A 25,263-nucleotide genomic window follows, 5' to 3' on the forward strand; every position below is an offset into this window, starting at 1 on the left:
CTCGTCTGAAGGAGAGAGTTTCAACAGGGCCGCGTCGTCAGCAGAAGTATCTCACTATCAACCCATGTTGCGGTGACACGGTCTCACTTCAACCATGATCGTGTTCGCTCCCACATTGACGCAGATTCCGTGTCAGGATCTTCATCCTGGTCACGCGGTGCTACTGCCTCGACACGCTGCTCAAGCCGGTCAACAGTCGCTTCCAACTCCTCGATGTACGCCTGTTTTTCCGCGAGGGTTGCCTCGAGCGTTTCAACTCGCTCAGTCAACACCCGGTTCTTCTCGGCGAGATACGCTTTGTCCTGCGTTGATTGCGGTCCCACACTCTGTTTCGTCGTAGTTTCGTGGTCCTCACGAGGCTGCGTGTCTGGGTCGTAGAACTCCGACGTCTGCTGGACTGCTCGCTCAAGTGTCTTCTTACCGTATGTCGACCCGTCTGCATAGTGGACTTCGTCCCATTTCTCGCGGTACAGCCCCGAGTCCCGAAAGAGGCGGTCCATCTGTGGGTGGTTCCCGCCCGTCCAGAACGCGAGCAGACAGCAGAGTGCCATATCTGCCTCCGAGTGGCTCTCATACCCACTTGTCTGCCCTCGCCACAGTCGATCGAACTTCCCACCGTTCGCTGCCTCCCTCGCTTTTGTCAGCACAACCTCGTCATTGAGGGCAGGCTCACTCGCGTCATCACGTGTGGCTGCGGGTGGTGTTGCACTCGGTGGCTCCGCTGTTGACTCAGTATCGGGCTGGACGTATTCACGATGGACGTCGACAAGTGCATCCTGTCGATGTGTGATCTCTGTCGGCGTCCCCGCAACGTGGGCACCGGTTACTGTAAAGAAGCGCGCCGTACCGTAGCACTCGACACTCCCACGGCGATTCCGTCCTGCAGGAAGTTCACCCGCAACGAGGATGTGGAAACCCGTTCCCGATGGCGACACCTCCGTGTAGGAGTCTAGCTGTGTGATTATCGCCTGTGCGTCGTCGTCAATCGTACCCGTCTCAGGGTCTCGACAGTCGTCTAAATCCACACCGACAAACGGGTCGTCATCGGTGAACACAAACCCAATCCCATCAGCGTCGTCTGACTCGACGGCCGCAACCGCAGTATCGAGATCAGCCCATGTCACGGAATCAGTGGCCGAACCGAAGCCGCCAGTCGTAGGGTTGACTGGGACCTTCGTCGCTTTGTCATCTCGCATCTCACTCCGCCAGCAAACCCACTGCTCACGCTCGCGAAGTTCGGGTGGCAGCTGGTCTATATCGAGGTCAATTTCATCACACATTCGTTGTTCCTCGCTGACTCGCAGTCATTTCAGAGTCCAAATACGTCTGCATTGTCTGCTCACTTTGACAATACCCAGTTCCGACGGGGTCCCCCCTGTCTATACTAGTCGGATTCTGTCGTAACCGACAATCCGAATCTGTCCAAGATACGCCGTTCAGTCCCGCTATTATCCGAATTCTATCGTAACGGCTGTCGTAACTCTGGGCGGTACTATCGTAACCTGTCGTAACCATCCGTCTGAACACTCCTTCGGCCGATTTCTTGTTGAATCGGCTGTTGTTCGTCTGACCGGGGACAAACGCTGACAGACCAGTATCAGTCATTAGATAATTCCTCCTGAGTGAGGGCGATCCCATCGTAATGACGAGTTGTGGCATTCCCGTCTTTCTTGACCGTGCTATCGAACTCAACGTGCTGTCTCAGCCGGCGTGTGAACCACCGCTTTGAGTCCGGTGAAAGCCCCTGTTCAGTCACCCACGACTGATAGCAGTTGTAAACCCGTTCAGAGGAGACAGATCCGTGGGCTGTCTCACGGAGGAACTCCTCTGCGAAGCGGCCCACAACAGCATCAGGGTCGTCTGCAAGCTCCGATACGTCGACCAGAGACTCGTCCGACTCGTCTGATGTGGGGGTTGCGGCTCTTTCGGCCGCTGCGGTATTGGATTGGGTTGGCTGTGCGACGAGATCCAGCTCCGAGAGGTCACTCAAGGGCCGTACTGTGCCGTCCCGATAAATTACTGCGTCACCGTCGTTCCGAAGAATGACGATAAGATACTGTTCACTACTGAATCCTGGATACGGCAGTTCATCTTCGGGGACGAATGGCCGCTTGAGCTTAGTCCAGTCAGCAGTAAACGCCTCTTTCGAGTCGTAGACATACTGCTCGCCCTCCGCGTAGACGACGTACTCATCGGCCACCGAATCATAGCTGTAAACCGCAGGCAGTCGGCTCTTCGAGAGTTCGTCTAATGACTCAACTCGAAGCAGTTCACCCCCAGCACCGTCTTCCAAAACAAGATCCCCATCGACTCGTGACCAGATTGTCTGTACGCTCTCAGGCGACACGGGTCGAAGTGCCGTCAGACCCCCCTCCTCGCTCGCACCACCATTGAACGAGATCGTTGTATCAGTCGTATAGAACCGCGTGTCTCCTGACTGGAGTTCACGAAGCGGTGACGACAGCACCTGTTCGACACGTTCTGCCCAGTAGGGTTCCGGCTCACCAGCCCGAACGACAAACATCGGGATTTCCCCCGCCTCCTGTGCTTTGCGGAGGTTCGTGAGGACTTTCGCAGGCTTCCCTGGCGTTGTCGTCTCGACCTCGATGGCAAACAGAGCGTCAAACGCTGGGTGCGTCGCACGCCCATCCGGTTTCTCGCTCCCGTCTTGGCTGAGGACAGATACTGTACAGTCATGGGTCGTCAGTTCTGCTTCGATTTGTGCGAGAGCAGCGTCATGCTTCGAACTACCAGCAGATTGGACTGCCCCAGTGTCGGGGGGAGCAATCGCTTCGCCCGCTTCAGTAAGACGAATCACGAGTTCGTCTTGGTCGAGGTGAACCGTCGTTTCAAGGAAGCGAGAGCGCTGGCGAATCGTCGATAGTTCGTCGTACGTCGGTGCATCACCACCAGATTCGTCACACAGACGGCGGAGCTCATCATCAACGGTTTCGACTGAAACCCAGCCGTTTGCCTCACGTTCGGACAGCCGAAGTTGCACCGCTCGAACGACTTTCGCAAGAGCCGTGTCGAGTTCCCCATCAGTAATGNCCCAGCCGTTTGCCTCACGTTCGGACAGCCGAAGTTGCACCGCTCGAACGACTTTCGCAAGAGCCGTGTCGAGTTCCCCATCAGTAATGTCAAGCGTGGTACTGAGTTCGTCGGAGAGTTCTGTCGCCGGTGCCTCAGTCGTGGTCACGCCGTACGTCTCGTCAACGCGGCCCTGCATCCGACTGAGCGTCTCACTAAACCGAGACTCTTCACTCTCGGTAAGAGGACGGTCGCTCTCAGGATGCCCATCCGGAATCGGCAGCGGAGCGAGACTGAACGGATACGGCCCAGTCTCACCGAAGATCGGACTTGGAAGATTCGCAATCCACTCACCACGCGGAAGTGACCGGATTCGGTTCGCGAACGCTGTTGGGTCCATTTCCTCGTGAGCCATCGCCCTAGCGAGTTCACGGTCAACGTTGATCTTCCCCACAATCGGACTCCCGATATTGTTGAGGACGTTGAGATAGGCGCGCCGCCCCCCTTCCGCTTTCATTTGCTCGGGGAACTGCATCGAGAGCCCGACTGACAGCCGGAAACTCCGCCCTTGCTCGAGTAGTGTATTCATGACATCCGAAACAGCAACCGACGCTGCCTCATCAATCAGGAGATTAACCACGTAATCGTCCGGCCGCTTACCGACATCCTGGTTCTCTTCTTTCAGGGCGTCCTCGAGGTTGGTCAGAATCACACCGGTCATGACGCGAGCAGCATCCTCACGGAGATCACCCAGATCAAAGAGAATCACCGTATCGTCGTCGATGACATCGCGGAAATCAAACCGTGGCTCGGTGTTGTTGAAGATTCGACGCAGGTGTGTGTCATCCGAAATAACTGAAAGACGATTGCCAACACCACCCAACACATTCGAGAAGGTCGTCTTGTCTGCCTGTAACTGTCGTCGGAGTGACCGCGAGACAGCCTCGTCACTCGATTGCGGGGCAGCACTCAGATCTGGCTGGGGTGGCCCTGCCTGCCAAAGTTGATCAAGCACATACTCTAACTGCCGATGAGCGAAGTAGTCCGCTGACTCGCGATACTGGCCGTTTTCGCGACCATGCGTCTCATCGAACAACACTTTGATCAGCGACTTAATCAACCCAGGTGCGACTGTCGCCCGCTCGTAGCGGTCAACCCCCATAACGAGTTTCAGAATTTCCTCGTAGTGGTCGGCCTTGCGCTGGACAGCGTCTTCCCGCCGGAGTCCGTTTTCAAGCGACGGCTCGAGATTGAAAAACGAGAATCCGGGGAGGACGTCTGGGAGAGAGAAGTAGATAACATTCTCTCTGAGGTCGTCCAAGCCGAAACGCGCAGCATGCGCACGCATGTAGTTCTCCGCCATACCGTCGCCCTTCGGTTCGATGAGAATCGACGGCCCAGTCGTCGTCTCGTAGAGTGAGAGGAGTTCATTGATCTGTGCCTTGGACTTACCGGCCCCAGTCGTCCCAAACCGGCCATAGTGTGTCGGTAACAGTCCGGGAGGTATTCGAGTCGGTTGCTTCTCCGCTTCACCAGTCTCATCAAGCGCGTAGCCGATTGCCATGCCCTCACGGAACTCGCTCATGAGGTCCGGATTCGGACGGGCAAGCGGGTTCCGGCTCTGTTGCTCAGCACGCGTCCCACGAGAACCCTCCATTGTCAATCGTTCCGACGAAGAGACAACCACGAAGTTCGCAAGCTCAGCGCCACAGAGAACCAACTCCGGCCGGGTCTTACCACGTCCAGTCGTTACCTCTCGCGAGAGGAGTCGCTGGAGCGCTGCTCGCGCGTTTTGTTCTTTCTTCGATTGTCGGAAGCCACGATCTCGAAGTCGCGTCGCTTCGATCTCGTAGAACGGGCCGTCGAGTGGGTCAAAGACCGGCGCGAGTGATGACAGGCGGTCATCAAGGGCATCGCGACCAGCCTCACTCGTTGGTACGCCAATCGCCCGGATATTCGTCGTGTACGAGCGCTTGGGATTGACCGCATCAATCGCATCAAGTCGCTTGACGACGATGTCACTCAACTCATCACGAGTCCGCCGCTCATACTCTAGTTCGGGGTCAAGCAGGTCGCCAAGGATCTTCTGCGAGAGCGTATCCCGCCCATCATTCAAGTCCTCTTTGCGGAGTTCCGCATCCGCTTGCCAGCTCTCCCGGCGCTGAAACACGACTTGGAACGCGAGCGGTTCGCGTGCATCGTTCAGATGGTCGATCAGCGACGCAAGCACAGCCCCCGGCTCGTCGACCGCCGGCAGCGTGCTCTCGTCAGGCGTCGCCGTCAGCGGAGTCAACGACGACATCCAGTCTTGCTTTCGAACTGCCGACCCACACCACCGCACGCCCCGTGGTGAGACGGCGTCGGCCGCGGGGCGGGCGAGAATCGTCCCGTCTGCGGCCACCGTCGGCTTCTCGACCGACGTGGGCGAAACCTCGTCAGCGAGAGTGTCAGTCGTTTCGAGTTCGACAACTGTCTCTCCGACCGACACCAGTCCGTCCGCCGTTCTGCCGACCACGTCGTCAGCAACGTCCGTCGGTGAACCCTCAGACTCGTGTACGGCGCTTCCGCCACCGTCAGGCGTCACGTCCGCGTTGCCATCTGCAGTCAAGTACTGTTCATCGTCGGTGAACTCGTACTGGAGGTCTCCCTGCTGGTACCGCTCGACAAATTCCTCGTGAGACAATGCGACCGGATGAATCAACTTCGACGCGACGTCCACCTCGACACGCTCGATGTCGAACGTCTTCGGATAGATCGACCGAAGCCGCTCTTCGAGTGTTCCGAGATAGTCGTCAGCACCATAGTAGAACTCAACCGGCGCATCTTGTCCCGTGCTAAGCGCAAGGAACTCGAAGCACGGTGGGGTCGCGGATGTAAACGGGTTGAGTTTCGACCACAGCCCCGAACTGTCAGGGATCAGTTTGTGGAGACTCTCGAGCGTCTGCGGGATACCACGAGCCGTGAGTTCCTCCGAGGTCGGCGTCACGCGAAGATACTCACGCTCAGGCATCGTCGGTACCTCCAAGCTGGTCGGTGTCAGTTGCTGTTGAATCAGTCTGCATGTCCTGTGACTCTCCGTTTGCTTGCTGCGCTAACTCCGTCCGAAAGGTCTCAATCTCGGGTGAGACTGCCGTCTCACCAGCACCGGGCAGCGACGCCCGGCGCTGCTCGGTCGGGTCGAAGTCGATGACCTCCGTTTCCTTGGGCATCGCTTCGACTCTGATACCACGCCACTCGCCGTCGACGCCGACGAGTGCCTCGGAGAAACCAGCGTCTTCATTCCCGGGAACCGCGTCCTGTACATACCGCATCTGGGCGTGATTCAGGCCGAACTCGTCGGCCCATTCCTTGTCCATCCCATCCAAGCGATGGAACTGCTTGACGGCACACTGGTCGAGGATAGCCTCACTTTCAGCGTGCTCGAAGAACTCGTCGACGGTCTGGGTAACGAGGCGAATCGAGAGGTCGTGGTGGCGATGGTGTCGGAACACCGTTTCGAGGAACGCCAGACTCGCGGCGTCCTGCATGATGTACCGCGCTTCGTCGATGACAAACACGACCTCTTTGTCCGTCTCTTTCGCTCGCTCGTAGACGAGCGAGATGAGCAACTGCATCGTCAGCGCCGTACTGCTGTCGACGCTGCCTTCTTGCTGGGCGAGGTCGAGATAGATGACTTTCTCGTCACGGATGTCGAACTCCGATTCCTTCCCGAGATTCGCGTAGCGGCCCGCTTCTTCGAAGGGCCGCAGTTGGTCGGTCAACCATGTTGCATCATCGCTGATTTTCTCAGCTTCCGCATCCGACCGGACGACGAACGACTCGGGGTCGTCGACCATCTCTTCGAAGACGTCCAGCATCTCTCGAATCGTCGGGCTAGGGTTACCGTGGGTCGTGATATCATCAGTAATGCCATGACGCTCGTAGGCGTGTCTGAGTCCAAGTTCGAGCGTCGTTCGGCGGTCGCCAAGTGAGATGCCGCGGAGAGCGAAGAAATTCGTCAGGAAACTCATCGCGTCGTCGAGCTTCTCGTTGAACGGGCTCGCGTCCTCACCCATTGCCCGCTGGACGTGTTCGGGCGTCTGGCGGATTTCGAGCGGATTCAACCCGAGCGTCCCACCGACGGTAATGCGCTTGGCGTCGAGCGCTTCGGAGACGCCCGCCCAGTTGTTGAGCGGTTCAAGAATGATGCCGATGCGGTCCTTGCTCTGTTCGATCGACCGGATGAAGTTCTCTTTCGCACCGAACGATTTGCCAGAGCCCGTGTCGCCGACAGTAAACATCGCATAGCCGTTATCGCGGGCGAACGGGTCGATGACGACCGGGCTCTGGTTGTCCTTGTGGATCCCGAACTCGACGCCACCTTCTTCGAGAATCGTCGCGTTGTGTGGCGACGCCAGAAGCGAGCCCACAGCACCGCCGAGGGCAATCGACTCACGGCCGAAGACGTTGTCGCCGATTGGGGCGGCGGACTGGAGCGCGAGGTCCTGCCGGCAGATAGCCGTCTTCGGCGTGAGGTTCGCCGGTTCGTCACGGAGCGCGCTTTTGACTGCTCTGACGGCATCTCGGAGGTCGTCCGTGCCGTCGGCGCGGACGGTGACGAACAGCCCTTGGTCGAACACACTCGCACCGCTCTCGACGGCCTTGTACGTTGCCGCCGCCTCGTTCGCCCGCTCTTGGAGGTACTCACTCCGGACGCTCTGTTCTAAATCGGCGTCGACCTGCAGGTCGTCCGCAATATCCTGTAGTTCGTTTCGTGCGCGTTGCTGGTTCTTCGGCGTGATGTGCGCCGTCAGGTCAAACTCGACGTCGGTCAACTCGAAGAGGTCACTCAAGTAGCCGTCATTCGGGTAGTCGGCGTAATCAGCGATGTACAGCGTCGTCGTCCATTGCTCACCGACACGGGCAGCTCGTGTCTCCCATTCGATTGCCGCCGGTGCTGTCACCGTCTTGTGTGACTCCGAGATGTCGTCGAGGAGTTGACCTTCCGCGTCACCCGCTTCAAGCGTCTCTTCGTCGAGGACATCCGAAAAGTCGACTTCCGGCTCGTCGTCGGTACGATATCGTTGCCAGAGGGCTGTCCCGCCGACGCCGAGCACCACGATAGTCCCCAGATAGAGCGCTGCACCTTCGGGGGATGTCGGCTGTTGTGCCCACTGGGAAAGTTGGGTAAGCACATCACGACTCGCCTGCAACGGGAGGTTACGCATCGAACGCCTCCTCCCGGCGTGAGCGACCGAGAATCGGCTGTTCGCGGACCACGTCGGCTTCGGTCTCGAAGTCGTGTTCTTCGCCGTTCCAGAAGTTCATGTTCAGGACGAACAACTCGACCGTGCTGAGTCGGTGGGCAGACCAGCCGGATGCCTGCTGGATGAACTCGGAACGGACGTCTGCGATCCGGTCGTCCAGCTTCTCGAACATTTGAGCGCGCCGTTCGACATCGGAGAGGTCCGCGCGCCGCGTGACAAACGGGTTGAAAAGAATGCCAATCACGGGGAACTGCGTCAGCTTTTCAGCCGGCGTTCCCTCGTCGCGGTATCGATCGTAGACTTCGAGTGGCGAGACTTCCACGCCGATATAGTACCGGACCTGCTGAATGCCGCGGTCACGCATTTCTTTGGGCCGCGTCTCCCGATACTCCTCGAGGAGTTCACGGAAGATCGGGTTCTGTGTGACGTCTTCGTCGGTGAGTCGCTCCTCGATCGTCTCGGTGATCTGTTCGACCGGGAATGACCGGGTTGTTGCGTGGAATTTGAGCTTCGAGTCGAGTTCTTTGTTGGCGAACTCGGCGCCGGCATCCTGGAGTTGGGCCCAGTCGTCGGCCATCGCGAAGTCCATGTTCCCCGGGTCGATTTCGATGAACGCCTCCATCGCGCCGTCAGTCCGCTGAATCGCGCCGGCGCCAGGCCACGCTCGCTCGATATTCGTGAGGTCTTGGGTTCGCTCGTCGGGAGTAAACGGCGTGTAGTTCGCGAGCCCGCCCTCGTTGCGCACGGTCTCGTTCGCTTGGCTGTCCGAGTGCTCCGGCGCGCTCAGCGTAACCCGGGGCCGTTTGACGTAGCGATAGGCGTCTTTCGTCCACGTCCACGCGTTCAGATGGTCGGGAGTGACGTAGACGATGGCTGCGCCCATCCCGAGGCCGCTTGCGATAAGCGGGACGGCGAGTGATTCGATGCCCGTGAGGCCGGCGAGGAGCAACCCACAGATGGGGAGAGCGATGAGGATGCCGACGTCACCCTCTTCGATGTTGAGGTAGGGGATGCGACTCGCTTCGCCGAACTGGTCCATGATGCGCCGAGCGGCTGTGTCTTGGTCTGTCGACATGGTTAGCGGGTTCGAGGTTCGTTTTCGGTCCGCCGGTACGACGGCAGTCCATCGCTGTCATCAGTCGAGTCACGCCGTGCGGCTGCTCGCTGGGCGAGTGCTTGGCCGGCGGCGGCTTTCGGCCCCCAACGAGCGGCCGTCGTTGCGACGCCAGCGCCACCAACGTACGCGCCGGCTGCGACGCCGCCGACTAGGGCTGCGCCTCGCGTTGCACCACCAATCACCTTCGCGGTGAGGGGCGTCGCGTACGTGAACGTCTTCCACGTGAGATAGAGCGCGATTAGCGGAAGTGACGTTGCTACAAGATATTTCAGAAATGGGCTGTCTGGCGTGAGAACGCCTTCAGAATAGAGCAAATCGTATCCCTTGAACACGACTGCTGCTGGGAGAGGGAGAACTGTAAGAGGGACAAACCGCTTACAGAACCCCATCGCGATGTCAGAAAGAACAGGGAGATTACCATAGGCGATGGCAAACGCGATGGGCATTCCGTACACATAGACGAGGACCAAGACCTCTCGAATGTAGTAGAGGGCTTCAAGCACCCACATCGAAAGACCACCCATAACAGCGAAAAGTAAGCTGAGGCCGGGGTTGGTCACGGTTTCACGGAGAAAATTGAGCATGACGTCTCCTAGCGAACTCAAGCTCGGCAGGAGGACGATTGTAAACCCATCAACAATGTAGAGACCGAGGGCACTGACCCAGTACCAACAGATAATAAGACACGCCCCAACCCAAGCAGTCTTCTTTGTGCGTCTGGCTTTGTATTCACTCCCGACATTGAAAATCCGCACCGTGTGCCGCCCCTGAACGCACATCAACAACAGGAGTAGCGAGATCAGCATAATCTCCCCACCGACAAGGGCATCTCGAATGGCCGGCCACGCGCCATTCGTTGGTGTCCCGAAAACGAACACACCATCAGTTTCGGGAGTCGGGGTTCCGAACATCTCGGTAGAAAGCGTCTCGTACCCCTGATTTACGCCCTGCATGAACAGAGACGTCACCCAAGCAACGATCTTCTTGAATCCCTCTAAGGCGATATCAATCAAATCAACCATCGCTATGCCTCGCTAATCGTAATCTCGCAGTTGTTGAACTCGTCTGAACCAGAGTACTGGACTTGGTATGTCTCAGAGATTTTCTTTGCGTCAACTCGCGTTTCTAAAACGACTTCAAATTCTCCCGATTGGGGTTCATTTTTGCACGAGATTCCCTCAGCTCGAATGAACGCGAATGGGGACCGATAGCTGTACAGGGTGATTTTCTCTCCGGGAGCGACTGTTACAGCATCTATTTCATCATCTGCTTTTGGGCCGTAGATACCGCTCACGCCATCTGCATCTGCGTAGTTCGTCCCCTCTTCATCGGAGGGATACGGAACGTCTCCGATGAAGAGTAATTTCGTGACTGCGTTTGGCCCCGTTCCACGGTTCTCAACAGTCACAAACGCCTCATCAGTAACTTCGTCACCCGAAGAGTTCCACATCTGCTCTGGCTGATTGCTCCCAATCCCCATCTCGACGATGTTGAGGTCCGGTTGAATCGAAAGTGAACCCTCAGCAACGGTCCCCTCACCATCTAGCGCGACGACACGGTACTTACCGGGCTCGTAGGCAGTTCCGATTTCGAACGAAACCTGTCGTGCACCAGCGGCAAGCCCACGTTTCCCGAACAGTTCCCCATTCGGTTGGATGAGGTTCACCTGTTCGACGAGTGCGTCAGCATCAACCTCAACAACAATGGCTTGCCCCTCGACAGCGATGCGTGAAAGTGGGCCTGCACGCTCAGTCGCCGCCGACGTCTGGTCAGATGTCGTTGTGCCCGAGTTACGGCTACCATCAAGGCAGCCGGCAACGCTGGCGAGGGCGGCCCCGCCGAAGGTTCGGAGGACGGTACGTCTATCAATCCGTGAATCGGTTGGAATCATTGGTTTCGGTAGTAGCTATCTGTCGGGCCAAACATGCGGAGGAGCCGGCGACCGGCGTAGAACGTCACGACGAACGGAATCGCCTGCCAGCCGACTTCGACCACGAATGCAACCCACCCCTCGAGAGTCCCGAGTGGGTGCCAGCGAACGGACGCCGTATCACCCACATACGCCGGGTCGTGGCCAAGCCACGTGCCGGGGTGGTAGCGGGCGGTGTAGATCCCCGGCTCGTCCAGCGTGACGATTGCGACGCCACTCCCGTTGGTCTCAACGCGCTGGTCACCAACGGTGATGTAGCCGCTGTGTGACGACCCGCCAATCGGGTACTGTCGATCACTCCCATTCGACGCGATCGGCGCACCCGTCTGATTATCGCGCAACTCGACTCGGAGCGTCGCGTTCGACGTCGTCTGCGAAACGAGCTCAACAGAGAGGTTACTCTCGCGAAGCTGTCGCGCCGACCCGACTTGGGGGTCGACAACCGTGGCATTCACCCCGCGAACGATCCCGCCTACCCGAAGCGCCTCCCGGTCGACGGTCTCTGCGCGGACGGCCAATCCGTACGTGGGCGTGTACGACTCGTTGACGACCTCAACGGTCACGTTCTCGCCGATCGTCTCACGGGGAGACGCCCGGTCAGCCCCCCACATGTCGATGATATCCGGGCCATCGCGAACCGGCTCTGCTCGCGGGCCAATCTGTGAGGGATACGCGTGAACTCGGACGGGAATCGCATCCGACTGTGCCGTGGTCGTCGTTGACGCGGTCGATGTGACGAGGGTGTCCCAATTCGTGTTCCGAGCGGTGTAGAACCGCCACACACCACGAACGCGTGAGGTTCCCTCATCGGTGAGCGTATAGCCCTGCCACGGCCGGGACTGGAAAATTGCGACGCCAGTATCCCCGTTCGGGTACTGCGCGTAGTAGGGGTACGCTGCGAGGTCGTAAATTTCGGTATCGAGTGTATCCGAGACGGTTCGTGTCTCCGTCCGGTAGTTGACTGTCGTCTTAGATTCGCCACCAACCGTTGTCTCGACGGTCTTCTTGAGCCGGACTGAGATGTTCGCTTCGAGCGTGAGATTCGCGCTCCACGAGTGAGTAGTCTGATACTGTAATTCTGGCGTGTGAGTGCCGCTCGCAGTTGCGACCGGAATGCCATCGATTTTCAGACGGATGTTCTCAATCTCGTGGGAGACGAGTGCCCAGTCGGTAGTCCGATTACCCGTTTCGTTCCCGGTTGGAACGCGAACACGATAATCGACGAGGCCGCGAACCGTCCCATTGGGAGCGATATAGAGCGGTGTCTCACCTGCATCGAGATGGCCGCGCGTCGATGGCGTGACCGCGAAAATCGTCGCGTGCGCATCATCGATGAACGTCCCATCTTCGAGTGACGCGTGGGGTGGGTAGGTCGACGTGTCGGGCCCGCCGGCGTCGAGATCAGCAAAGTCGTTGCGCGTCCACGTCGCGGCTGTTGCCGGCGGGCGCGTGAACGTGATGTCAGTCCCGTTGGCGAGTTGGTGGAGCGCCGTTCGGTCGTCGCCGTACTGCTGCTGGTAGTCTTGTTGGCTGACGTAGCGGTCGCTATCACGAGACCAGAGCGTCGCCGCCTCGCTTTCCGTGAGGCCGTTTGTCTCAGTCCCTGGTCTCGGGGGCTGTGCCGTGGCGAGGCCGATAATGGAACTCGACACGAGCAACGCGGCTACCAGTACGGAGGGCACTCGATGCTCCATGGGAGGGCAAAGGTGGATTGGTGGGGCGCTTACCAGGGAGTGAGGTTCACACAGTCCCCAAGTGGGAGGCCCATAATCGACGCCACAACGGTATACAGCGGGCCGAGCACCGCCAAGATGAGGGCGGATTTGAGTGCTGCGCGCTTGTGGACTTTGAGTCGCTTTTTCTGTTCGGGGCTGGCGGTGAAGATCTCAGCGAGGGAATCGGCCTGCCAGATGACTGCCAACCCAATGAAGCCGAGCGTCGTCGTGATCTGGAAGAAGCCCTCGACCATCCCCGGCAATTTCTCAGCGCTGCAGACCACGCTGTCTTGTGCGGCAACTGGCTGAACAGCAGCGATCGTGAACAGGACGCTCCCAATCGCGACGTGTCGAAGGATGGATTGGGAGGACCGTTGCTGGTCGGCGGAGCGAGCGTCAGTCGAGGAGTGTGAGTCAGACATGAGGTCACTCGGTGTGGTCGTACACGAGCGCTTGGAGGTCGGCGTAGCGACTCGTCATGGTTGCAATCTCATCGAGCGAGTAGCCCAACTCACGCGCTTCGGAGAGTTGTGCGCGGAGTTTGTGCGGCTCAACGTCGCGAAGTTGCATCTCGTCGCGGAGGGCTTGCCGATAGAGGGCCGATGCGTTGAGATGGTCGTTCCACCTGAGGAACAACTCATCGATGTCTTCGACGGTGACTGAGCGGGAGATCATGTGTTCGGTATCGTTCCGCACCGATTGTCTTGCGGTGCGTACATGTCAATCAGATTTCCGTAATATTATATATTTACTGGCCGATATGAAGTGTGGGAGCATGCCAAACCAGATGTAAGGTTCACAAAAGGAATCTCGAAGGCAGATAGATTTGTATCGTATTCTGCTTGAGTCCTTGGTTCCAACCTGACTGGCAGGCGTACTCTGGGAAGACGCACGCGTTGAGATCCTCGAAGGTGAGTTCTCGGTAAACGTCGTCGGACACGATTGCCGTCTAGTCATCATCAGTATGGTCACCAGCGGCCCACTCGGAGAACCGCCAGCCAATGAGAGGGTTGCGTCAATAGTTCCTGTCGTCACCACCGCGACGTCATCCCCTGTTCTAGGGTAATGCTCAAAGCTTCGGCGAGAGTTGTTTTGGAACGGGAGGATGATCGTCGTTCATCGGTCCTCACCTCGTTGCTGTGTTATCGAAATTCATTGGCCGTGATCGTCTCGAGATACTCAACGCTGATATATCGGAATTCGATACGGTCACTGAAGCCATGTTGAGGAAGGAGTGTTTCGGCCGCCCGACCCGCCGGTTTGTCGGTCGTCAAGAGAACGACGTGATCCGCCTGCTCTGTATCGAGTACCTGAGCAGCAAGCCCCACGAGTGCCGTGTCCGCTTTCTCGGTGATATCTTCGTCACGGCCAGTCTCGTTAGCGATAAACCGGCGGGCTTCGTCCATCACCGTCGAGACAAGCGGGTTGGTGTAGTCAAGTTCGTCGGCAACCACGATCCAGCCCTCCTCGAATCCATCGGGATAGGGAATATTTCCCGAGGGATACGCGTCCGCTGCCGGATCGCCACCGAGTTCTTCGTAGACGCGTTGGGGGACACGCAATGAGACACCAGCCTGTTGGAGTGCTCGACGGAGCCGTTGAAACTTGTCCTTGTCTGGCCCACCACACCGAACGAAGACACCGGTATCAGCGATATACACCGTCTTCATGCACCGGAATCGGCGTACTCAGTGGCAACTGGTTCCAGCGCCTGGAGAATGATCTCGGCTTCAAGCGGTGAAAGGTCAAGTTCCCGGGCCGCAATCCGATGGTTGACCGTCCCGTCGACGTACTCGGAAGCGTACTCGAGGGCGACAGCAAGGCCGTCGAAACCATGTCGCTCGATGTAGATGTCGATGTCCTCGTCCTGGTCGCGGCGGGCAACAGCGGCGATAAGTGCTGGTGTGATCGTTTGGGTTTCACCGTCTGTCGAGAGCGTAAGTGCGATCGACTCGGCATCGTATTCGTACGGACGCTGCTCACAGACTTTCTCTACTAACCCAGCTGTTTCGAGGTTCTGCATATAGTCGTAGGCAGTTCCCTGTGGAATATCGAGTTTGCCGACCAACTCGGACACGGTGACCGGTCCGTGTTGTAAGATATGGGCATACAGCCGAGCAAGTGTGGGTGTGTCGAGGAGGTCGGCCACCGTCTGAAGCTGCTGAATTGGTGGGCGGCCTGACCGGGGAGGTGATTGCGCCATTTCAATTACGAATTATCCATAATTCGTGATAAGACTTCCGGCGAAGGGCCAAAGCTCGAAACTAACTTGCCACTCACCGAAGGCCAGTCGCTCGCTGCGGCACCACCCCATTCTTGTTCTACAGAGGAAACAAGGCGAGTCCCTCGGGACTTGACCCCGAGCGGTTCACTCTGTACTAGTGTCTGCATCTTCATACTCATCGAGATCAGGGAGATTTGCATCCCAGTCCGGATTCTCGTCGTAGTAGTCGCCCTCAAACTGCTCGCTCACGGCGGCCAAGCCAATCAAGCTCGCAGTATGTGCATCGTAGGCGTCGAGATTGATCGCCCAATACTCGCCCTTATGACGCACAAACCCCTGATTATGGAGTCGGCTAAGCGTCGTCCCAACACTTCCTCGTGGGATGTCGAGCGCCTCAGCAATCTCACCTGCTCGATACCCTGTTTCTGGAGTCGCTGCGAGGAAGCGAAGAATGGTCCGCCCATTCGTATTCGGTCCTGGAAGATCCGATGGCTGGTAATTTTCGAAGTCAACGGGCATATGTAACAGAATGTAACGGAGAGTAATAGACTTGCCGGAGTAGTTGTTCCAGAGTACTCTTTGGACGCTGGAAGGTCTCGATCGACGCGTTCTCCCAATAGAAGTGCGACGAATCTGAGGTCGTTGGGGGATACTAGTTTTTACTGGCAAGAGTGGTGTGTCTGACAGAGTATCCGCAGAGTGGCGAGTTATCTAGCGAGGAGACTGTTGAAAGCCAGAGACGGCACAGTATCCGCATCAATAGGCGTTGTCAGGGGGAACACCTACTTCTTGGCCTAAAGTTCCCTGCGAACTTGTCGGGGAGATTCAAGATGCAGCGGAACTCAATTTCACAGAACGGTTGGGCTGTTCTGCCTGTAGAAACGCACCGGAATACCAGTAGGAATCATCTCCACCACAAACCATGACCGAAAACACACTCACCGTCCGCGTCGAATCGAACGACGAGTTCTTCGACCGTGCACTCGAAGCCGCAGCGAAAGCCGACGCTGGTGAACTGACTGATGACCACACTGGCGTCTCACTTCCAGACGAGGCTGCACTTGCACGTGTTCTGAGCGAAAAAAATCTCGAACTTATCCGGACTACTGCCCGCGAAGAACCGAAGAGTCTCCGCGAGCTCGCGCGGCTCGTCGAGCGTGACATCAAGAACGTCTCGACCGCGATCAACGACCTCGCAGAACTCGGACTTGTCGAATTTGAGCAGGATGGCCGATCAAAGCGGCCGGTCGTCTGGTACAGCCATATCCACGTAGAGTACGACCTTGGCGTTGGGACTGATGATACCGAGGTCGCTGCACAAGGGTGAAGAACCTACTCAACTTTCTACTTCCTTCGTGAAGTGGCTTCATCTCTATCTACAACAGTATCACATGCGTCTCCACAATCCCTATGACGAGTGATTCGACGATACTTGGTCGATGTCCTGACTGTGGCGAAGAGATTGAGGCATACCAGTCGATCATCGAGTTTGAGGATAGCGATGGCTCAACTGGCGTGTTCGCAGAGTGCTATTCATGCGACGAAGTTGTCCGCCCAGAGTGACGAACTGGCGCTACTTGTCCACGAGGAAGTCTATGCTTGCGCCCGAATGTTGGACGATGTGTCGCATCACGTTGTAACCTAGCTCGAAGCAGGAAGTCGGCGTCATCAATTTAACCAACAAAATTTTTGATTAGCGTCGGTTGTTGGTTAACACGAGTCAACAGCCGATGTCCTACGAACCACCGACGCCGCCGACGAATCTCCCCAGCGAAGTCGTCAATGCCCTCAATGAATCATCACCGAACCGTCTTCGAGACGTTGCCCGCTATGCCGAAGAGTTGGCCGAACACAAGGAGCGCGCGGCTCGTCTCGAGGAAGATACACCGGAAGGGGAACTCAAAGAGCGGCCCGACGACCTTCCAGATGATGTCCCCACGAAGGCGACGATTACGATCAAAGAGATCAACGACAATCGCTACTACTACTGGCAGTGGCGAGAGGGTGACAAAATCAAATCCAAATATAAAGGCCCAGTCAACGACAACTGAGTTGGTTCTGGTTAGGTCTCCTCAGTGAGGTGAGTTATTACTATAACTTTAAAATATAGATATATACTATAGTTATGAAGTATAGTTGTAGTTCGCATGCTACTGCTGAGCTATTCCGTTGATGCCTCTAATCTGGCCGATTGACGTGTGCTGCTGGAAAGTACGCCTATTCTTGACGCCGGTCTCGCACGACCACACACTTGATAATCTTCTCCGGATCCTCATTTGAGCATGGAACTGCTCAGTGTTGTAGGATAGTGAGCGACTATTACTGAAGAGTATAGGTAGGAAATACAACTATAGTCTGCAACTGCTCTTGTCTATGATCGCCATTCAGGGTGGCATTGATTGTGAAATCAGTATAGCCAAATAGTATAGTCATGAGCTATAGCTATATCAAAAGTGGTGTCTGGCCTACCCACTCGTCAACCCCCAGTCAAGAAGTATGGGGAGTATAGTCAGGCACTATAGGTGTATAGGTGACCAGCTAATCTCTACTGTCAGGTATTCTTAAGGCCGAAATTCCCGATTTAGTCCACAGAGTATGGTTCGGATCATCAATGGTCAGCAAAACCAATGGGTATAGCCATACACTATAGCTATACAATATAGCTGGGTGATGTCGCTACAATGTCTGACCTAGATTTATATTCATGTCTACTGAATACTCTCGTAATGCTCACTTATGCCCCCGTCTCGGAGGCTGGCGGCGTCGGCAAAACGACGACTGCCGCGACGCTCGCAGCGAGTCACGCACGCGCAGGACACGAGGTCCTCGTAATCGATATGGATACACAAAACGGGAGCCTCACGTACTTCTTCGGTCCTGACTACGATCGCGGTGACCCAGAAGTCGACAACCTCGTCCGACATCTTGTCGGCCGTCCGAAAGGTGGTTTCCACGACCTCACCATCGAAGTCGAGAGTGGGATCGACCTAATTCCCTCGCACAACATGCTCGAGGACCTCCATGAGTTCCTCCTCAACGAGAAACAGCAGGCCGAGAACTTCGGTGAGTCCTACAGTATGTACCACCAACTGCATCGTGTCCTCCGTGAAGCGAACGTTCGAGATGAATACGATGTAATCATCGTCGACTCTGCTGGTAAGGCAGGTCCCATCCTCTACAACGCTCTAGTTGCTGTCAGAAACGTCGTGATACCGTTTGAGGCGACTGCAAAAGGCCAAGAGTCGATTGAAGGACTCGATGACCTCGTCGACGGGTTGGAACAGAGCATCGACGTCGATGTGGGTGTTCTGTCAGTCCTCCCTATCGGGTACAAAGACACACGTGACCAGCGGGAGATTCTCGAAGAACTTCGTGAAAGTGGCTTCCCTGTCCCGGTCGTGATCGGGGAACGTGGCTCTCTGATGGAAGGGTGCTGGAAACAGCAGTGTAGCCCATACAGATACGTGGAGGAACATCGCGACCGAAAGCGTGACTACGAACTCAAGACACTCGACCAATTCGATGAACTCGCCCGATATCTCGAGAAACAAGCCGAGCTTGAAGCTCCCGAGGTGACTGCGTGATGGGACTCAAATCTGGCTCACGAGATGCTGGTCTCGACGATTCTGAAGGTGATGTTGAGCAACCTGAAGAACAAGGGATCAACGAAACAGTAGACGACACCACTACTGAACCCCTGTCCATCGACACCGAAGAGACCGAGACGGAGTCAAAAGATAAGTTAGACCACAAATCCGAATCTCAGCGGCCGACGATGGATTCACTCCCGTACAAGCTCCGCCGTGATAAGGTAAATGAGGGTCGCGAGCAGGTTCCGTACTTTCTTCGTGAAGAGGTAATTGATGGCGAGGCCGAGCTTCAGGATACACTCGAAGAGTTACTGGATGAGAAGGTCTACAAATCAGACTACCGAGAGGCTGCGATGGTTGTTGCCCAGCGGAACCCCGAGCTAATCGCAGAAGTCCTCCGTGAGTGGGGATACGACCTGAGATGACTTGTTGAGACGTAGTATCTCGTGATTCAGTAAACGGCCTTGGGTGGACACCACGTTGGTACTTGGCCAAACATCTTTGCTGTGACACCACGTGGTTACTACTGGAGACAATCTGTGTCACACACGTCTCCACAACTCCCCCCATGACGACTGATTCAACGATACTTGGTCGGTGTCCTGACTGTGGTGACGAGCTTGCGCCGCATCAATTGCTGATTGAGTTTGAAGAAGCAGATGGTACAACCGGCGTGTTCGCGGAGTGCTACTCGTGTGATGACGTTGTTCGACCGGAGTGACCCTTTTTCTTTGTTGTATATCTGTACGCAGGAATCGACTTTTACACATCGATGATGGGGGGTGCCGTATATGCAGGAGAGTACCAGTCGAGGGCTGCAGGAGATGTTCGGTTTACACATCGATGACGGGGGGTGTGGCTGACAAATTAATTGAATGACAACAACATAGTAGTATCCAAATTCAGTCGAACTGCCTGATTTTACACTTCGAACACGGGGTGTGGGTCGCTACAATATACTTCGTAACCGGTACTCACCCAATAAAATCCAGAATGTCGAATTCGGGGGGTAGCTCAAACAACGCGGAGATATATACATCGACGGAGGTCAATCTTTTTAACACCTCCGACACACAGCAGAAGTATGGCCGGCAGCAACCAGGGTGGTACTGATCAATCTACGTTGGAAGATGAAAGAACGCAATCACAGACAGAAGACGCGTCCAAGGTCACTCAGAAAGACACTACTGTCGACAACGCGCCCCCCGAAGTTTCCGAAGGCGAGGCTGAGAGAAGCACACAACAGTCGATCCGAGATATGCTCAACGAGGATGGTGGCGGGTCAGTCTTCGTCAACCGTGACCTCGTTGAGCCCGACACCATTATCGACGAAGAGCGAATCGTCGGTCGCGACGACCAACTCGAGTCCGTCGTGTCGTTCTTGAAACCAACACTCCAAGGAAACCGGCCGCCAAATATGCTTCTCTACGGCCCTGCCGGTACTGGTAAATCACTTATTATCGGCGCCGTGACGCAGCAGATCGTCGATCTCTGCAAATCGAGGGGTGAGAGCTTCGGGGTTGTCGATATCAACTGCCAGCCGATCAATACCCTCGACCAAGCCGTCTACGAACTCGTCCAGACAGTCGCAAAAGACGTCGGCGCAGAAGTGGGCGTGCCCGAAACTGGCGTGTCGACTAAACGGAAGTACCGACGTCTCTACGAACTTATCAACACCCACTACGACTCGGTCATCTTCATCCTCGATGAGATCGACCTCCTAGTTGGACGCCGTGCTAACGACGAACCCGCCTACTCGAAGTTGCTCTACCAGCTCTCGCGAGCCAGCAACACGAACGAGATTGAGGGACGGGTATCCGTCGCAGCGCTGACGAACGATCCGAAGTTCATGGAGGACATCGATGGCCGAGCCGAGAGTTCGTTCAACCCCCGAGACGTATACTTCCCGGACTACGATGCTAACCAGTTGCGCGAGATACTCCAGAACCGCCGCGACGCCTTCCGACCGGATGCGCTCTCCGATGATGTGATTCCACTCGTCGCTGCTTTCGCAGCACAAAGTCACGGCGATGCTCGGAAGGCCATCGACCTGTTCCGTGGCGCTGGCGACCTCGCCGATGAGCGTAGTGACGATAGCGTTGAGGAACACCATGTCCGCGAGTCACAGGAAGAAATCGACAAGGATCGTTCACTAAAGCTCGTCGAGGGACTCACGACACAGAAAAAGATCTCCTTGTATGCTACTGCTGCCATCGCACATTACGCGAAGCGCTCAGGGAGTTCCGTTCCGAGCCCCGTCGGATTCAAAGTGTATCAGTGGGTAACGGATGAACTCGATGCGGATCAGATGACTCGGGAAACGTACGTCAAGTACGTCAAAGAGCTTTCCACGTATGGATTGATTTCGACGTCAAGGAAGAGTCGAGGTCGCGGTGGCGGGATGTACATGGAGTTCACCTTCACGGGTGACCCTACAGGTATCATGAAGCGGATCACGGAGGATACTCGTTTGGAGAGTATTGCCGAGCAAGAGGAACTCCTCCGAACGGTGGTCAATGCACAACTGAAGGACTTCCATTAGAGCTGAGGTGGACGCTTTTCGTGGAGGACGAGTGTAGACACACCCCCCGTCGTCGATGTGTAAGTTCCCAACCCCTCCCCCCGTCATCGAAGTGTAACTGATATCGACAGAGTGACTGGTTGTACGAAACCTATCAAGGCAGTCTAGTGTTACTGAACGAGGAGTTCAAGTCGCCAATACTGCAGGCCATTCTCGTGAGAGTCTACTGATTAGGAAGATCGCTCGCCCAAACGAGGGAGGAAGGCTTTGACGAGTTATCTCGAGTCAATAACGCAACCCCCTCCCCCCGCAATCGATGTGTAAATCACCGATAGACGATGGGTAGAGACGACAAAGCGAACGGACTCAATCAAGAAGAAAACGTCTAACACTAGTGTTACCAGGGAAGAGAGGGACCAAAACAACGGTCATTCAAACCAGCAGATCTTGTTTGGCCAGATAGAGTGTCTCTTATTCAACATTTAGTTCAGCTCCACTACGGGTTTGATTAACTCGGTAGATACATAAAACTTCGTCAGACAATAGTCATAAGTTCTAGAGAGGTTATTTCTGGACCGTTACAGCCTCTCGTGCGGATATACGGCTGTTACGTTCGGTTTACCCTCATTACGTCTCTTCCCCCCACTCCCATCTCACGGTTTTACACATCGATGACGGGGGGGGAGGGTCTTCAATCTCGACCTCGATGAACACGTCAGTCGTCGGGTTGAGTGTGCCAAATGGTTCGTTGCCCAAACCTACTTCCTGCGGCGAGATCCTGTCTTGGGTGGCGAACTAACGCTACTCAATCTCAACGTCCAGATGTCTCATTTTCGATGTACTTGTAATAAAGCACTACACCAGATATGAGACATCGACAACTATGTTAACCAACAACTGGGCGTATCTAGCCGGCCTGTTGGTTAATACAGCCTCTCGAATCATGTAGACGGAATAATCCGTGCTAGCAAGCTTTATTCCTGTTAATCACGTGGTGTGAGTATGGAAGAACCGCGCTCTGAACTACAGGCCAATGCCGAGGAGCGAACTAAAGCGCCAGATTTCGACGTCCTGACCTCGCCAGAGGAACTTGTCCGTGGAGAGCGGACGCGAGACGACTTCTTTGACGCTGTGCTTGGGCTCAGCAAACCAGCGACCGCCAGCGAAGTTGCTGACCTCGCAGGCCACGGCGTCGACGCCGCGAGAGAGTACCTTGAGTGGTTCGAACAGATGGGTATCGTGAAGCAGGTTACCGAGTCGCCGGCCACGTATGTACGCAACCAATCATACTTGAACTGGCGACGGGTCCAAGCGCTCCAAGATGAATACTCAACGGCGGAGCTCCTTGACTTCTTGAAAGACGAAGCAGCACGGGCAGAGGAGTTGGCCGAGGAGTTCGATGTCGCGTCGCCGGAAGCGGTCTCTCTCTCAAAGCACGCATCAACTACTGATCAATCGATAGAGGATGTTTGGGAGGCCGTTTCTGCGTGGAAGACCGCTCGCCACCGGGTTGATCTGCTTGAGCGGGCATTAGCAACCGAGTCGGGTGACGCTGCTGATCAGCGAACGGCGGTATGACAGGGTGGGATGAGAGTAGTGGGTCCCATTCAGTTTCAGGTGCCCCAGTTGATTTCGACCGCTTGGACGTCATTCGAGATAGATTTGCTACCGACGAGCGGTTCACGCAGATAGTCGACCGACCTGAATTCGCCCCTGAGCGGCTGGTCTGTGTGTACGATACGCGGTTTTACCCCCCGAGTGTTCAAAATGCTCGAGTAGAGATTGTCTGGTTCGAGAACGGCGACTTCTCGCTCCATTACCACGAGGATCACGTTGAGGGGACGTTCGATCATCGATGGGACCGGCACCCGTCGGAGCACAACGCTCGCGACCACATCCATCCCGGTCCAGATGCACCGACACCTGGAGATGATTCACCGCATCCCAGCGATTGGCGCGATGTCCTCTCAATGGCTCTTGTCGAGATTGAAGCCAGGCAGCGTGCATTCTGGGAAGGCTGATTGAAACCTCACGTTTACAGTACAAACGAGTAGATTGCCTTGATAGCCTCGCTTAGGTGGAAATGTGAGGGTGTGGTTTTTGACGATCAACCCGAGGCTATTCTACAGGCAAAGGGGGTATCTTTCAGGCCGGTGATCTCGTCCTACTTCGACTGTGGGTAATTCTCGGAAGCACCAGCAGTTGTTGGTGATTCATGGGTTGAATTAGAGGTGTCATAGAACTCTGCTCACACTGTGGTGATCGTACTTCCCGGCTGAGTCGCAGTCATCGCAATGAACGTGCAACCCACTCTGCTCACACTGTGGTGATCGTACTTCCTAGTCTCCTCGTTCGTAGTTGGTAATAGCGACGACAAGGCGAAGGCCAAGTACGAAGCAAGATGGTTGGGCAAGACCACGGCCTTTGACAAGAACCCAGCTTCGACCCGTCTACGGTCCTGCTGGAAGCTCTCTCACTTGAACCGTGTCGTTTTCACTCATTCGCTTCAACCCGTCTACGGTCCGGCTGGAAGTGCGTCTCGAACCTTCACTACGGCTGAGAGTGTGTACGCCCCTTCGTACTTTCAATCCCACGAGGGTGCGTCTCGAACTCGGCGGCGAAGAACGGGGATAGGCCGTGTTCGTCCTTTCAATCCCACGAGGGTGCGTCTCGAACGGTGTCGGTGATGCCGCGGTACTCGGCGACTTCTTCCTTTCAATCCCACGAGGGTGCGTCTCGAACGGGTAGGCGATGTAGCTCGCGATCGAGTCGCTTTGGCCTTTCAATCCCACGAGGGTGCGTCTCGAACCGGCTTGCGCCTCGCTTAGGCCACTTGCATACCCGCCTTTCAATCCCACGAGGGTGCGTCTCGAACACGGCAACTTCGCGTCTCGTCTCGGGTTCTCGTATCTTTCAATCCCACGAGGGTGCGTCTCGAACATCCAGCGACGACGCAGAGCCGCCGCCGATAGGTCTTTCAATCCCACGAGGGTGCGTCTCGAACGACGGTCCTCGTAGACACGCCGGAGGCGTCGAAATCTTTCAATCCCACGAGGGTGCGTCTCGAACAAACGTCCACCAGCCATACAGTGTGTGATCGGTACTTTCAATCCCACGAGGGTGCGTCTCGAACGCTTTCAAAGAAACTCATAGGCCAACCTCCGTGAGAGCTTTCAATCCCACGAGGGTGCGTCTCGAACTTGAGCGTGATGGCGTGCTGGCCGCCGCCGTAGTCCTTTCAATCCCACGAGGGTGCGTCTCGAACGACCGGTTGGCCCGCTCGACGACAGCGGCGAGGTCTTTCAATCCCACGAGGGTGCGTCTCGAACGACTGCCAGATACTGCGCGGTCCTGAGAAACAGGAACTTTCAATCCCACGAGGGTGCGTCTCGAACCCTGCTGCTCACGGTACTGCTTGTCGAGGCGAGCGCCTTTCAATCCCACGAGGGTGCGTCTCGAACACCGGACACGCCGGGCATCGTCGGCCAAACGGTGCAACTTTCAATCCCACGAGGGTGCGTCTCGAACGCAAGTCATTGGTAAGTCACGATGTGTGAAATGTGTGCTTTCAATCCCACGAGGGTGCGTCTCGAACGTTCGACGACGTTTGTCAGAAGGTCTACGAACGGGGCTTTCAATCCCACGAGGGTGCGTCTCGAACGCGCCCTCGCGGACGATGTCACCTGTTTCGAGTTCCTTTCAATCCCACGAGGGTGCGTCTCGAACCGTCACGGGCCCAGTGAGTGCCCTCGACTCTGCCTTTCAATCCCACGAGGGTGCGTCTCGAACTGGACATGAAAGTGAAAACGTCGTATGGTGTCGGATCTTTCAATCCCACGAGGGTGCGTCTCGAACCCCGACCGGGCTTCGTGGAGACCGAAGCATGACTA

At 56.2% G+C, this 25,263-nt stretch carries 21 protein-coding genes, 1 pseudogene and 1 CRISPR repeat array (1 of these 23 running past the window's edge); of the genes and pseudogenes, 9 read left to right on the top strand and 13 right to left on the bottom strand.

Going from position 1 to position 25,263, the window contains the following annotated elements; translation table 11 throughout:
* Positions 1-83: 83 nt before the first annotated feature.
* The 12 genes from C457_RS10350 to C457_RS10405 all read right to left on the bottom strand — a co-directional run bounded on the left by C457_RS10350 (position 84) and on the right by C457_RS10405 (position 15,781).
* Positions 84-1,280 (bottom strand): phage NrS-1 polymerase family protein, encoded by a 1,197-nt coding sequence (locus tag C457_RS10350; RefSeq protein ID WP_008094360.1) that lies wholly within the window; start codon positions 1,278-1,280, stop codon positions 84-86.
* Positions 1,281-1,597: 317 nt separating this feature from the next.
* Complete coding sequence (locus C457_RS10355) at positions 1,598-6,040, bottom strand: type IV secretory system conjugative DNA transfer family protein (RefSeq protein WP_008094362.1); 4,443 nt, start codon at positions 6,038-6,040, stop codon at positions 1,598-1,600.
* Entirely contained in the window at positions 6,033-8,237 is a 2,205-nt protein-coding gene (locus tag C457_RS10360; protein WP_049913501.1) for a VirB4 family type IV secretion system protein, read from the bottom strand. The genes C457_RS10355 and C457_RS10360 overlap by 8 nt, the downstream gene beginning before the upstream one ends.
* Complete coding sequence (locus tag C457_RS10365) at positions 8,230-9,351, bottom strand: hypothetical protein (RefSeq protein WP_008094366.1); 1,122 nt, start codon at positions 9,349-9,351, stop codon at positions 8,230-8,232. The genes C457_RS10360 and C457_RS10365 overlap by 8 nt, the downstream gene beginning before the upstream one ends.
* A 2-nt stretch (positions 9,352-9,353) precedes the next feature.
* Positions 9,354-10,415 carry a hypothetical protein gene (locus tag C457_RS10370; RefSeq protein WP_008094368.1) on the bottom strand — a complete coding sequence of 354 codons (1,062 nt, stop codon included), beginning with the start codon at positions 10,413-10,415 and terminating at the stop codon, positions 9,354-9,356.
* A gap of 2 nt (positions 10,416-10,417) precedes the next feature.
* The gene (locus C457_RS10375; protein ID WP_008094369.1) at positions 10,418-11,284 is read right to left on the bottom strand and encodes a hypothetical protein; all 867 of its coding nucleotides are present in this window, start codon (positions 11,282-11,284) and stop codon (positions 10,418-10,420) included.
* Positions 11,281-13,017, bottom strand: coding sequence for a hypothetical protein (locus tag C457_RS10380; RefSeq protein ID WP_008094370.1), 1,737 nt, complete (start codon positions 13,015-13,017; stop codon positions 11,281-11,283). Before C457_RS10380 ends, C457_RS10375 begins: the two co-directional genes overlap by 4 nt.
* Before the next feature lie 29 nt (positions 13,018-13,046).
* Positions 13,047-13,460: a hypothetical protein gene (locus C457_RS10385; RefSeq protein WP_008094371.1), complete on the bottom strand. Its 414-nt coding sequence runs from the start codon at positions 13,458-13,460 to the stop codon at positions 13,047-13,049.
* Between the two features lie 4 nt (positions 13,461-13,464).
* Complete coding sequence (locus C457_RS10390) at positions 13,465-13,713, bottom strand: hypothetical protein (protein ID WP_008094372.1); 249 nt, start codon at positions 13,711-13,713, stop codon at positions 13,465-13,467.
* A gap of 467 nt (positions 13,714-14,180) precedes the next feature.
* Positions 14,181-14,708 carry a hypothetical protein gene (locus tag C457_RS20330; protein ID WP_008094373.1) on the bottom strand — a complete coding sequence of 176 codons (528 nt, stop codon included), beginning with the start codon at positions 14,706-14,708 and terminating at the stop codon, positions 14,181-14,183.
* Positions 14,705-15,241 (bottom strand): DUF7437 domain-containing protein, encoded by a 537-nt coding sequence (locus C457_RS10400; protein ID WP_049913502.1) that lies wholly within the window; start codon positions 15,239-15,241, stop codon positions 14,705-14,707. Before C457_RS10400 ends, C457_RS20330 begins: the two co-directional genes overlap by 4 nt.
* Before the next feature lie 165 nt (positions 15,242-15,406).
* Positions 15,407-15,781: a MarR family transcriptional regulator gene (locus tag C457_RS10405; protein WP_049913503.1), complete on the bottom strand. Its 375-nt coding sequence runs from the start codon at positions 15,779-15,781 to the stop codon at positions 15,407-15,409.
* Between the two features lie 403 nt (positions 15,782-16,184).
* Between C457_RS10405 and C457_RS10410 the strand changes: the two genes are divergently transcribed.
* From C457_RS10410 to C457_RS10440, 9 genes are all read left to right on the top strand, one after another.
* Positions 16,185-16,589 (top strand): HVO_A0114 family putative DNA-binding protein, encoded by a 405-nt coding sequence (locus C457_RS10410; RefSeq protein ID WP_008094376.1) that lies wholly within the window; start codon positions 16,185-16,187, stop codon positions 16,587-16,589.
* A gap of 83 nt (positions 16,590-16,672) precedes the next feature.
* Entirely contained in the window at positions 16,673-16,825 is a 153-nt protein-coding gene (locus tag C457_RS21220; RefSeq protein WP_449271577.1) for a DUF7837 family putative zinc-binding protein, read from the top strand.
* Between the two features lie 167 nt (positions 16,826-16,992).
* Positions 16,993-17,313 carry a hypothetical protein gene (locus tag C457_RS10415; RefSeq protein ID WP_008094377.1) on the top strand — a complete coding sequence of 107 codons (321 nt, stop codon included), beginning with the start codon at positions 16,993-16,995 and terminating at the stop codon, positions 17,311-17,313.
* 675 nt (positions 17,314-17,988) lie between these two features.
* Positions 17,989-18,846: a ParA family protein gene (locus tag C457_RS10420; protein WP_008094379.1), complete on the top strand. Its 858-nt coding sequence runs from the start codon at positions 17,989-17,991 to the stop codon at positions 18,844-18,846.
* A complete protein-coding gene (locus C457_RS10425; protein WP_008094382.1) occupies positions 18,846-19,277 on the top strand; it encodes a hypothetical protein in 432 nt (143 codons plus the stop codon). The genes C457_RS10420 and C457_RS10425 overlap by 1 nt, the downstream gene beginning before the upstream one ends.
* Positions 19,278-19,420: 143 nt before the next feature.
* Positions 19,421-19,573 (top strand): DUF7837 family putative zinc-binding protein, encoded by a 153-nt coding sequence (locus tag C457_RS21225; RefSeq protein WP_439650168.1) that lies wholly within the window; start codon positions 19,421-19,423, stop codon positions 19,571-19,573.
* Positions 19,574-20,110: 537 nt separating this feature from the next.
* Positions 20,111-21,394 (top strand): orc1/cdc6 family replication initiation protein, encoded by a 1,284-nt coding sequence (locus C457_RS10430; RefSeq protein ID WP_008094383.1) that lies wholly within the window; start codon positions 20,111-20,113, stop codon positions 21,392-21,394.
* A 981-nt stretch (positions 21,395-22,375) separates the two neighbouring features.
* Positions 22,376-22,951 carry a DUF7342 family protein gene (locus tag C457_RS10435; protein ID WP_008094385.1) on the top strand — a complete coding sequence of 192 codons (576 nt, stop codon included), beginning with the start codon at positions 22,376-22,378 and terminating at the stop codon, positions 22,949-22,951.
* Positions 22,948-23,394, top strand: a complete 447-nt coding sequence (locus tag C457_RS10440; RefSeq protein ID WP_049913505.1) for a hypothetical protein — start codon at positions 22,948-22,950, stop codon at positions 23,392-23,394. The genes C457_RS10435 and C457_RS10440 overlap by 4 nt, the downstream gene beginning before the upstream one ends.
* Positions 23,395-23,712: 318 nt before the next feature.
* On the opposite strand, the pseudogene C457_RS21160 reads toward C457_RS10440, so the two are convergent.
* Positions 23,713-23,820: pseudogene (locus tag C457_RS21160) on the bottom strand (IS5/IS1182 family transposase); the annotation flags it as partial.
* Positions 23,821-23,954: 134 nt separating this feature from the next.
* Positions 23,955-25,263: a CRISPR direct-repeat array (repeat unit 30 nt; unit sequence CTTTCAATCCCACGAGGGTGCGTCTCGAAC) (it continues 3,370 nt past the right edge of the window).

This window comes from Haloferax prahovense DSM 18310, assembly GCF_000336815.1.
In the GTDB taxonomy this organism is placed as follows: Archaea; Halobacteriota; Halobacteria; order Halobacteriales; family Haloferacaceae; genus Haloferax; species Haloferax prahovense.

What these genes read in the sequence shown, in the direction of transcription:
- C457_RS10350 (WP_008094360.1), bottom strand. Translation starts at nt 1,280, where the DNA reads ATGTGTGATGAAATTGACCTCGATATAGACCAGCTGCCACCCGAACTT.
- C457_RS10360 (WP_049913501.1), bottom strand. Translation starts at nt 8,237, where the DNA reads ATGCGTAACCTCCCGTTGCAGGCGAGTCGTGATGTGCTTACCCAACTT.
- C457_RS10365 (WP_008094366.1), bottom strand. Translation starts at nt 9,351, where the DNA reads ATGTCGACAGACCAAGACACAGCCGCTCGGCGCATCATGGACCAGTTC.
- C457_RS10370 (WP_008094368.1), bottom strand. Translation starts at nt 10,415, where the DNA reads ATGGTTGATTTGATTGATATCGCCTTAGAGGGATTCAAGAAGATCGTT.
- C457_RS10375 (WP_008094369.1), bottom strand. Translation starts at nt 11,284, where the DNA reads ATGATTCCAACCGATTCACGGATTGATAGACGTACCGTCCTCCGAACC.
- C457_RS10380 (WP_008094370.1), bottom strand. Translation starts at nt 13,017, where the DNA reads ATGGAGCATCGAGTGCCCTCCGTACTGGTAGCCGCGTTGCTCGTGTCG.
- C457_RS10385 (WP_008094371.1), bottom strand. Translation starts at nt 13,460, where the DNA reads ATGTCTGACTCACACTCCTCGACTGACGCTCGCTCCGCCGACCAGCAA.
- C457_RS10390 (WP_008094372.1), bottom strand. Translation starts at nt 13,713, where the DNA reads ATGATCTCCCGCTCAGTCACCGTCGAAGACATCGATGAGTTGTTCCTC.
- C457_RS20330 (WP_008094373.1), bottom strand. Translation starts at nt 14,708, where the DNA reads ATGAAGACGGTGTATATCGCTGATACCGGTGTCTTCGTTCGGTGTGGT.
- C457_RS10400 (WP_049913502.1), bottom strand. Translation starts at nt 15,241, where the DNA reads ATGGCGCAATCACCTCCCCGGTCAGGCCGCCCACCAATTCAGCAGCTT.
- C457_RS10405 (WP_049913503.1), bottom strand. Translation starts at nt 15,781, where the DNA reads ATGCCCGTTGACTTCGAAAATTACCAGCCATCGGATCTTCCAGGACCG.
- C457_RS10410 (WP_008094376.1), top strand. Translation starts at nt 16,185, where the DNA reads ATGACCGAAAACACACTCACCGTCCGCGTCGAATCGAACGACGAGTTC.
- C457_RS21220 (WP_449271577.1), top strand. Translation starts at nt 16,673, where the DNA reads ATGACGAGTGATTCGACGATACTTGGTCGATGTCCTGACTGTGGCGAA.
- C457_RS10415 (WP_008094377.1), top strand. Translation starts at nt 16,993, where the DNA reads ATGTCCTACGAACCACCGACGCCGCCGACGAATCTCCCCAGCGAAGTC.
- C457_RS10420 (WP_008094379.1), top strand. Translation starts at nt 17,989, where the DNA reads ATGCTCACTTATGCCCCCGTCTCGGAGGCTGGCGGCGTCGGCAAAACG.
- C457_RS10425 (WP_008094382.1), top strand. Translation starts at nt 18,846, where the DNA reads ATGGGACTCAAATCTGGCTCACGAGATGCTGGTCTCGACGATTCTGAA.
- C457_RS21225 (WP_439650168.1), top strand. Translation starts at nt 19,421, where the DNA reads ATGACGACTGATTCAACGATACTTGGTCGGTGTCCTGACTGTGGTGAC.
- C457_RS10430 (WP_008094383.1), top strand. Translation starts at nt 20,111, where the DNA reads ATGCTCAACGAGGATGGTGGCGGGTCAGTCTTCGTCAACCGTGACCTC.
- C457_RS10435 (WP_008094385.1), top strand. Translation starts at nt 22,376, where the DNA reads ATGGAAGAACCGCGCTCTGAACTACAGGCCAATGCCGAGGAGCGAACT.
- C457_RS10440 (WP_049913505.1), top strand. Translation starts at nt 22,948, where the DNA reads ATGACAGGGTGGGATGAGAGTAGTGGGTCCCATTCAGTTTCAGGTGCC.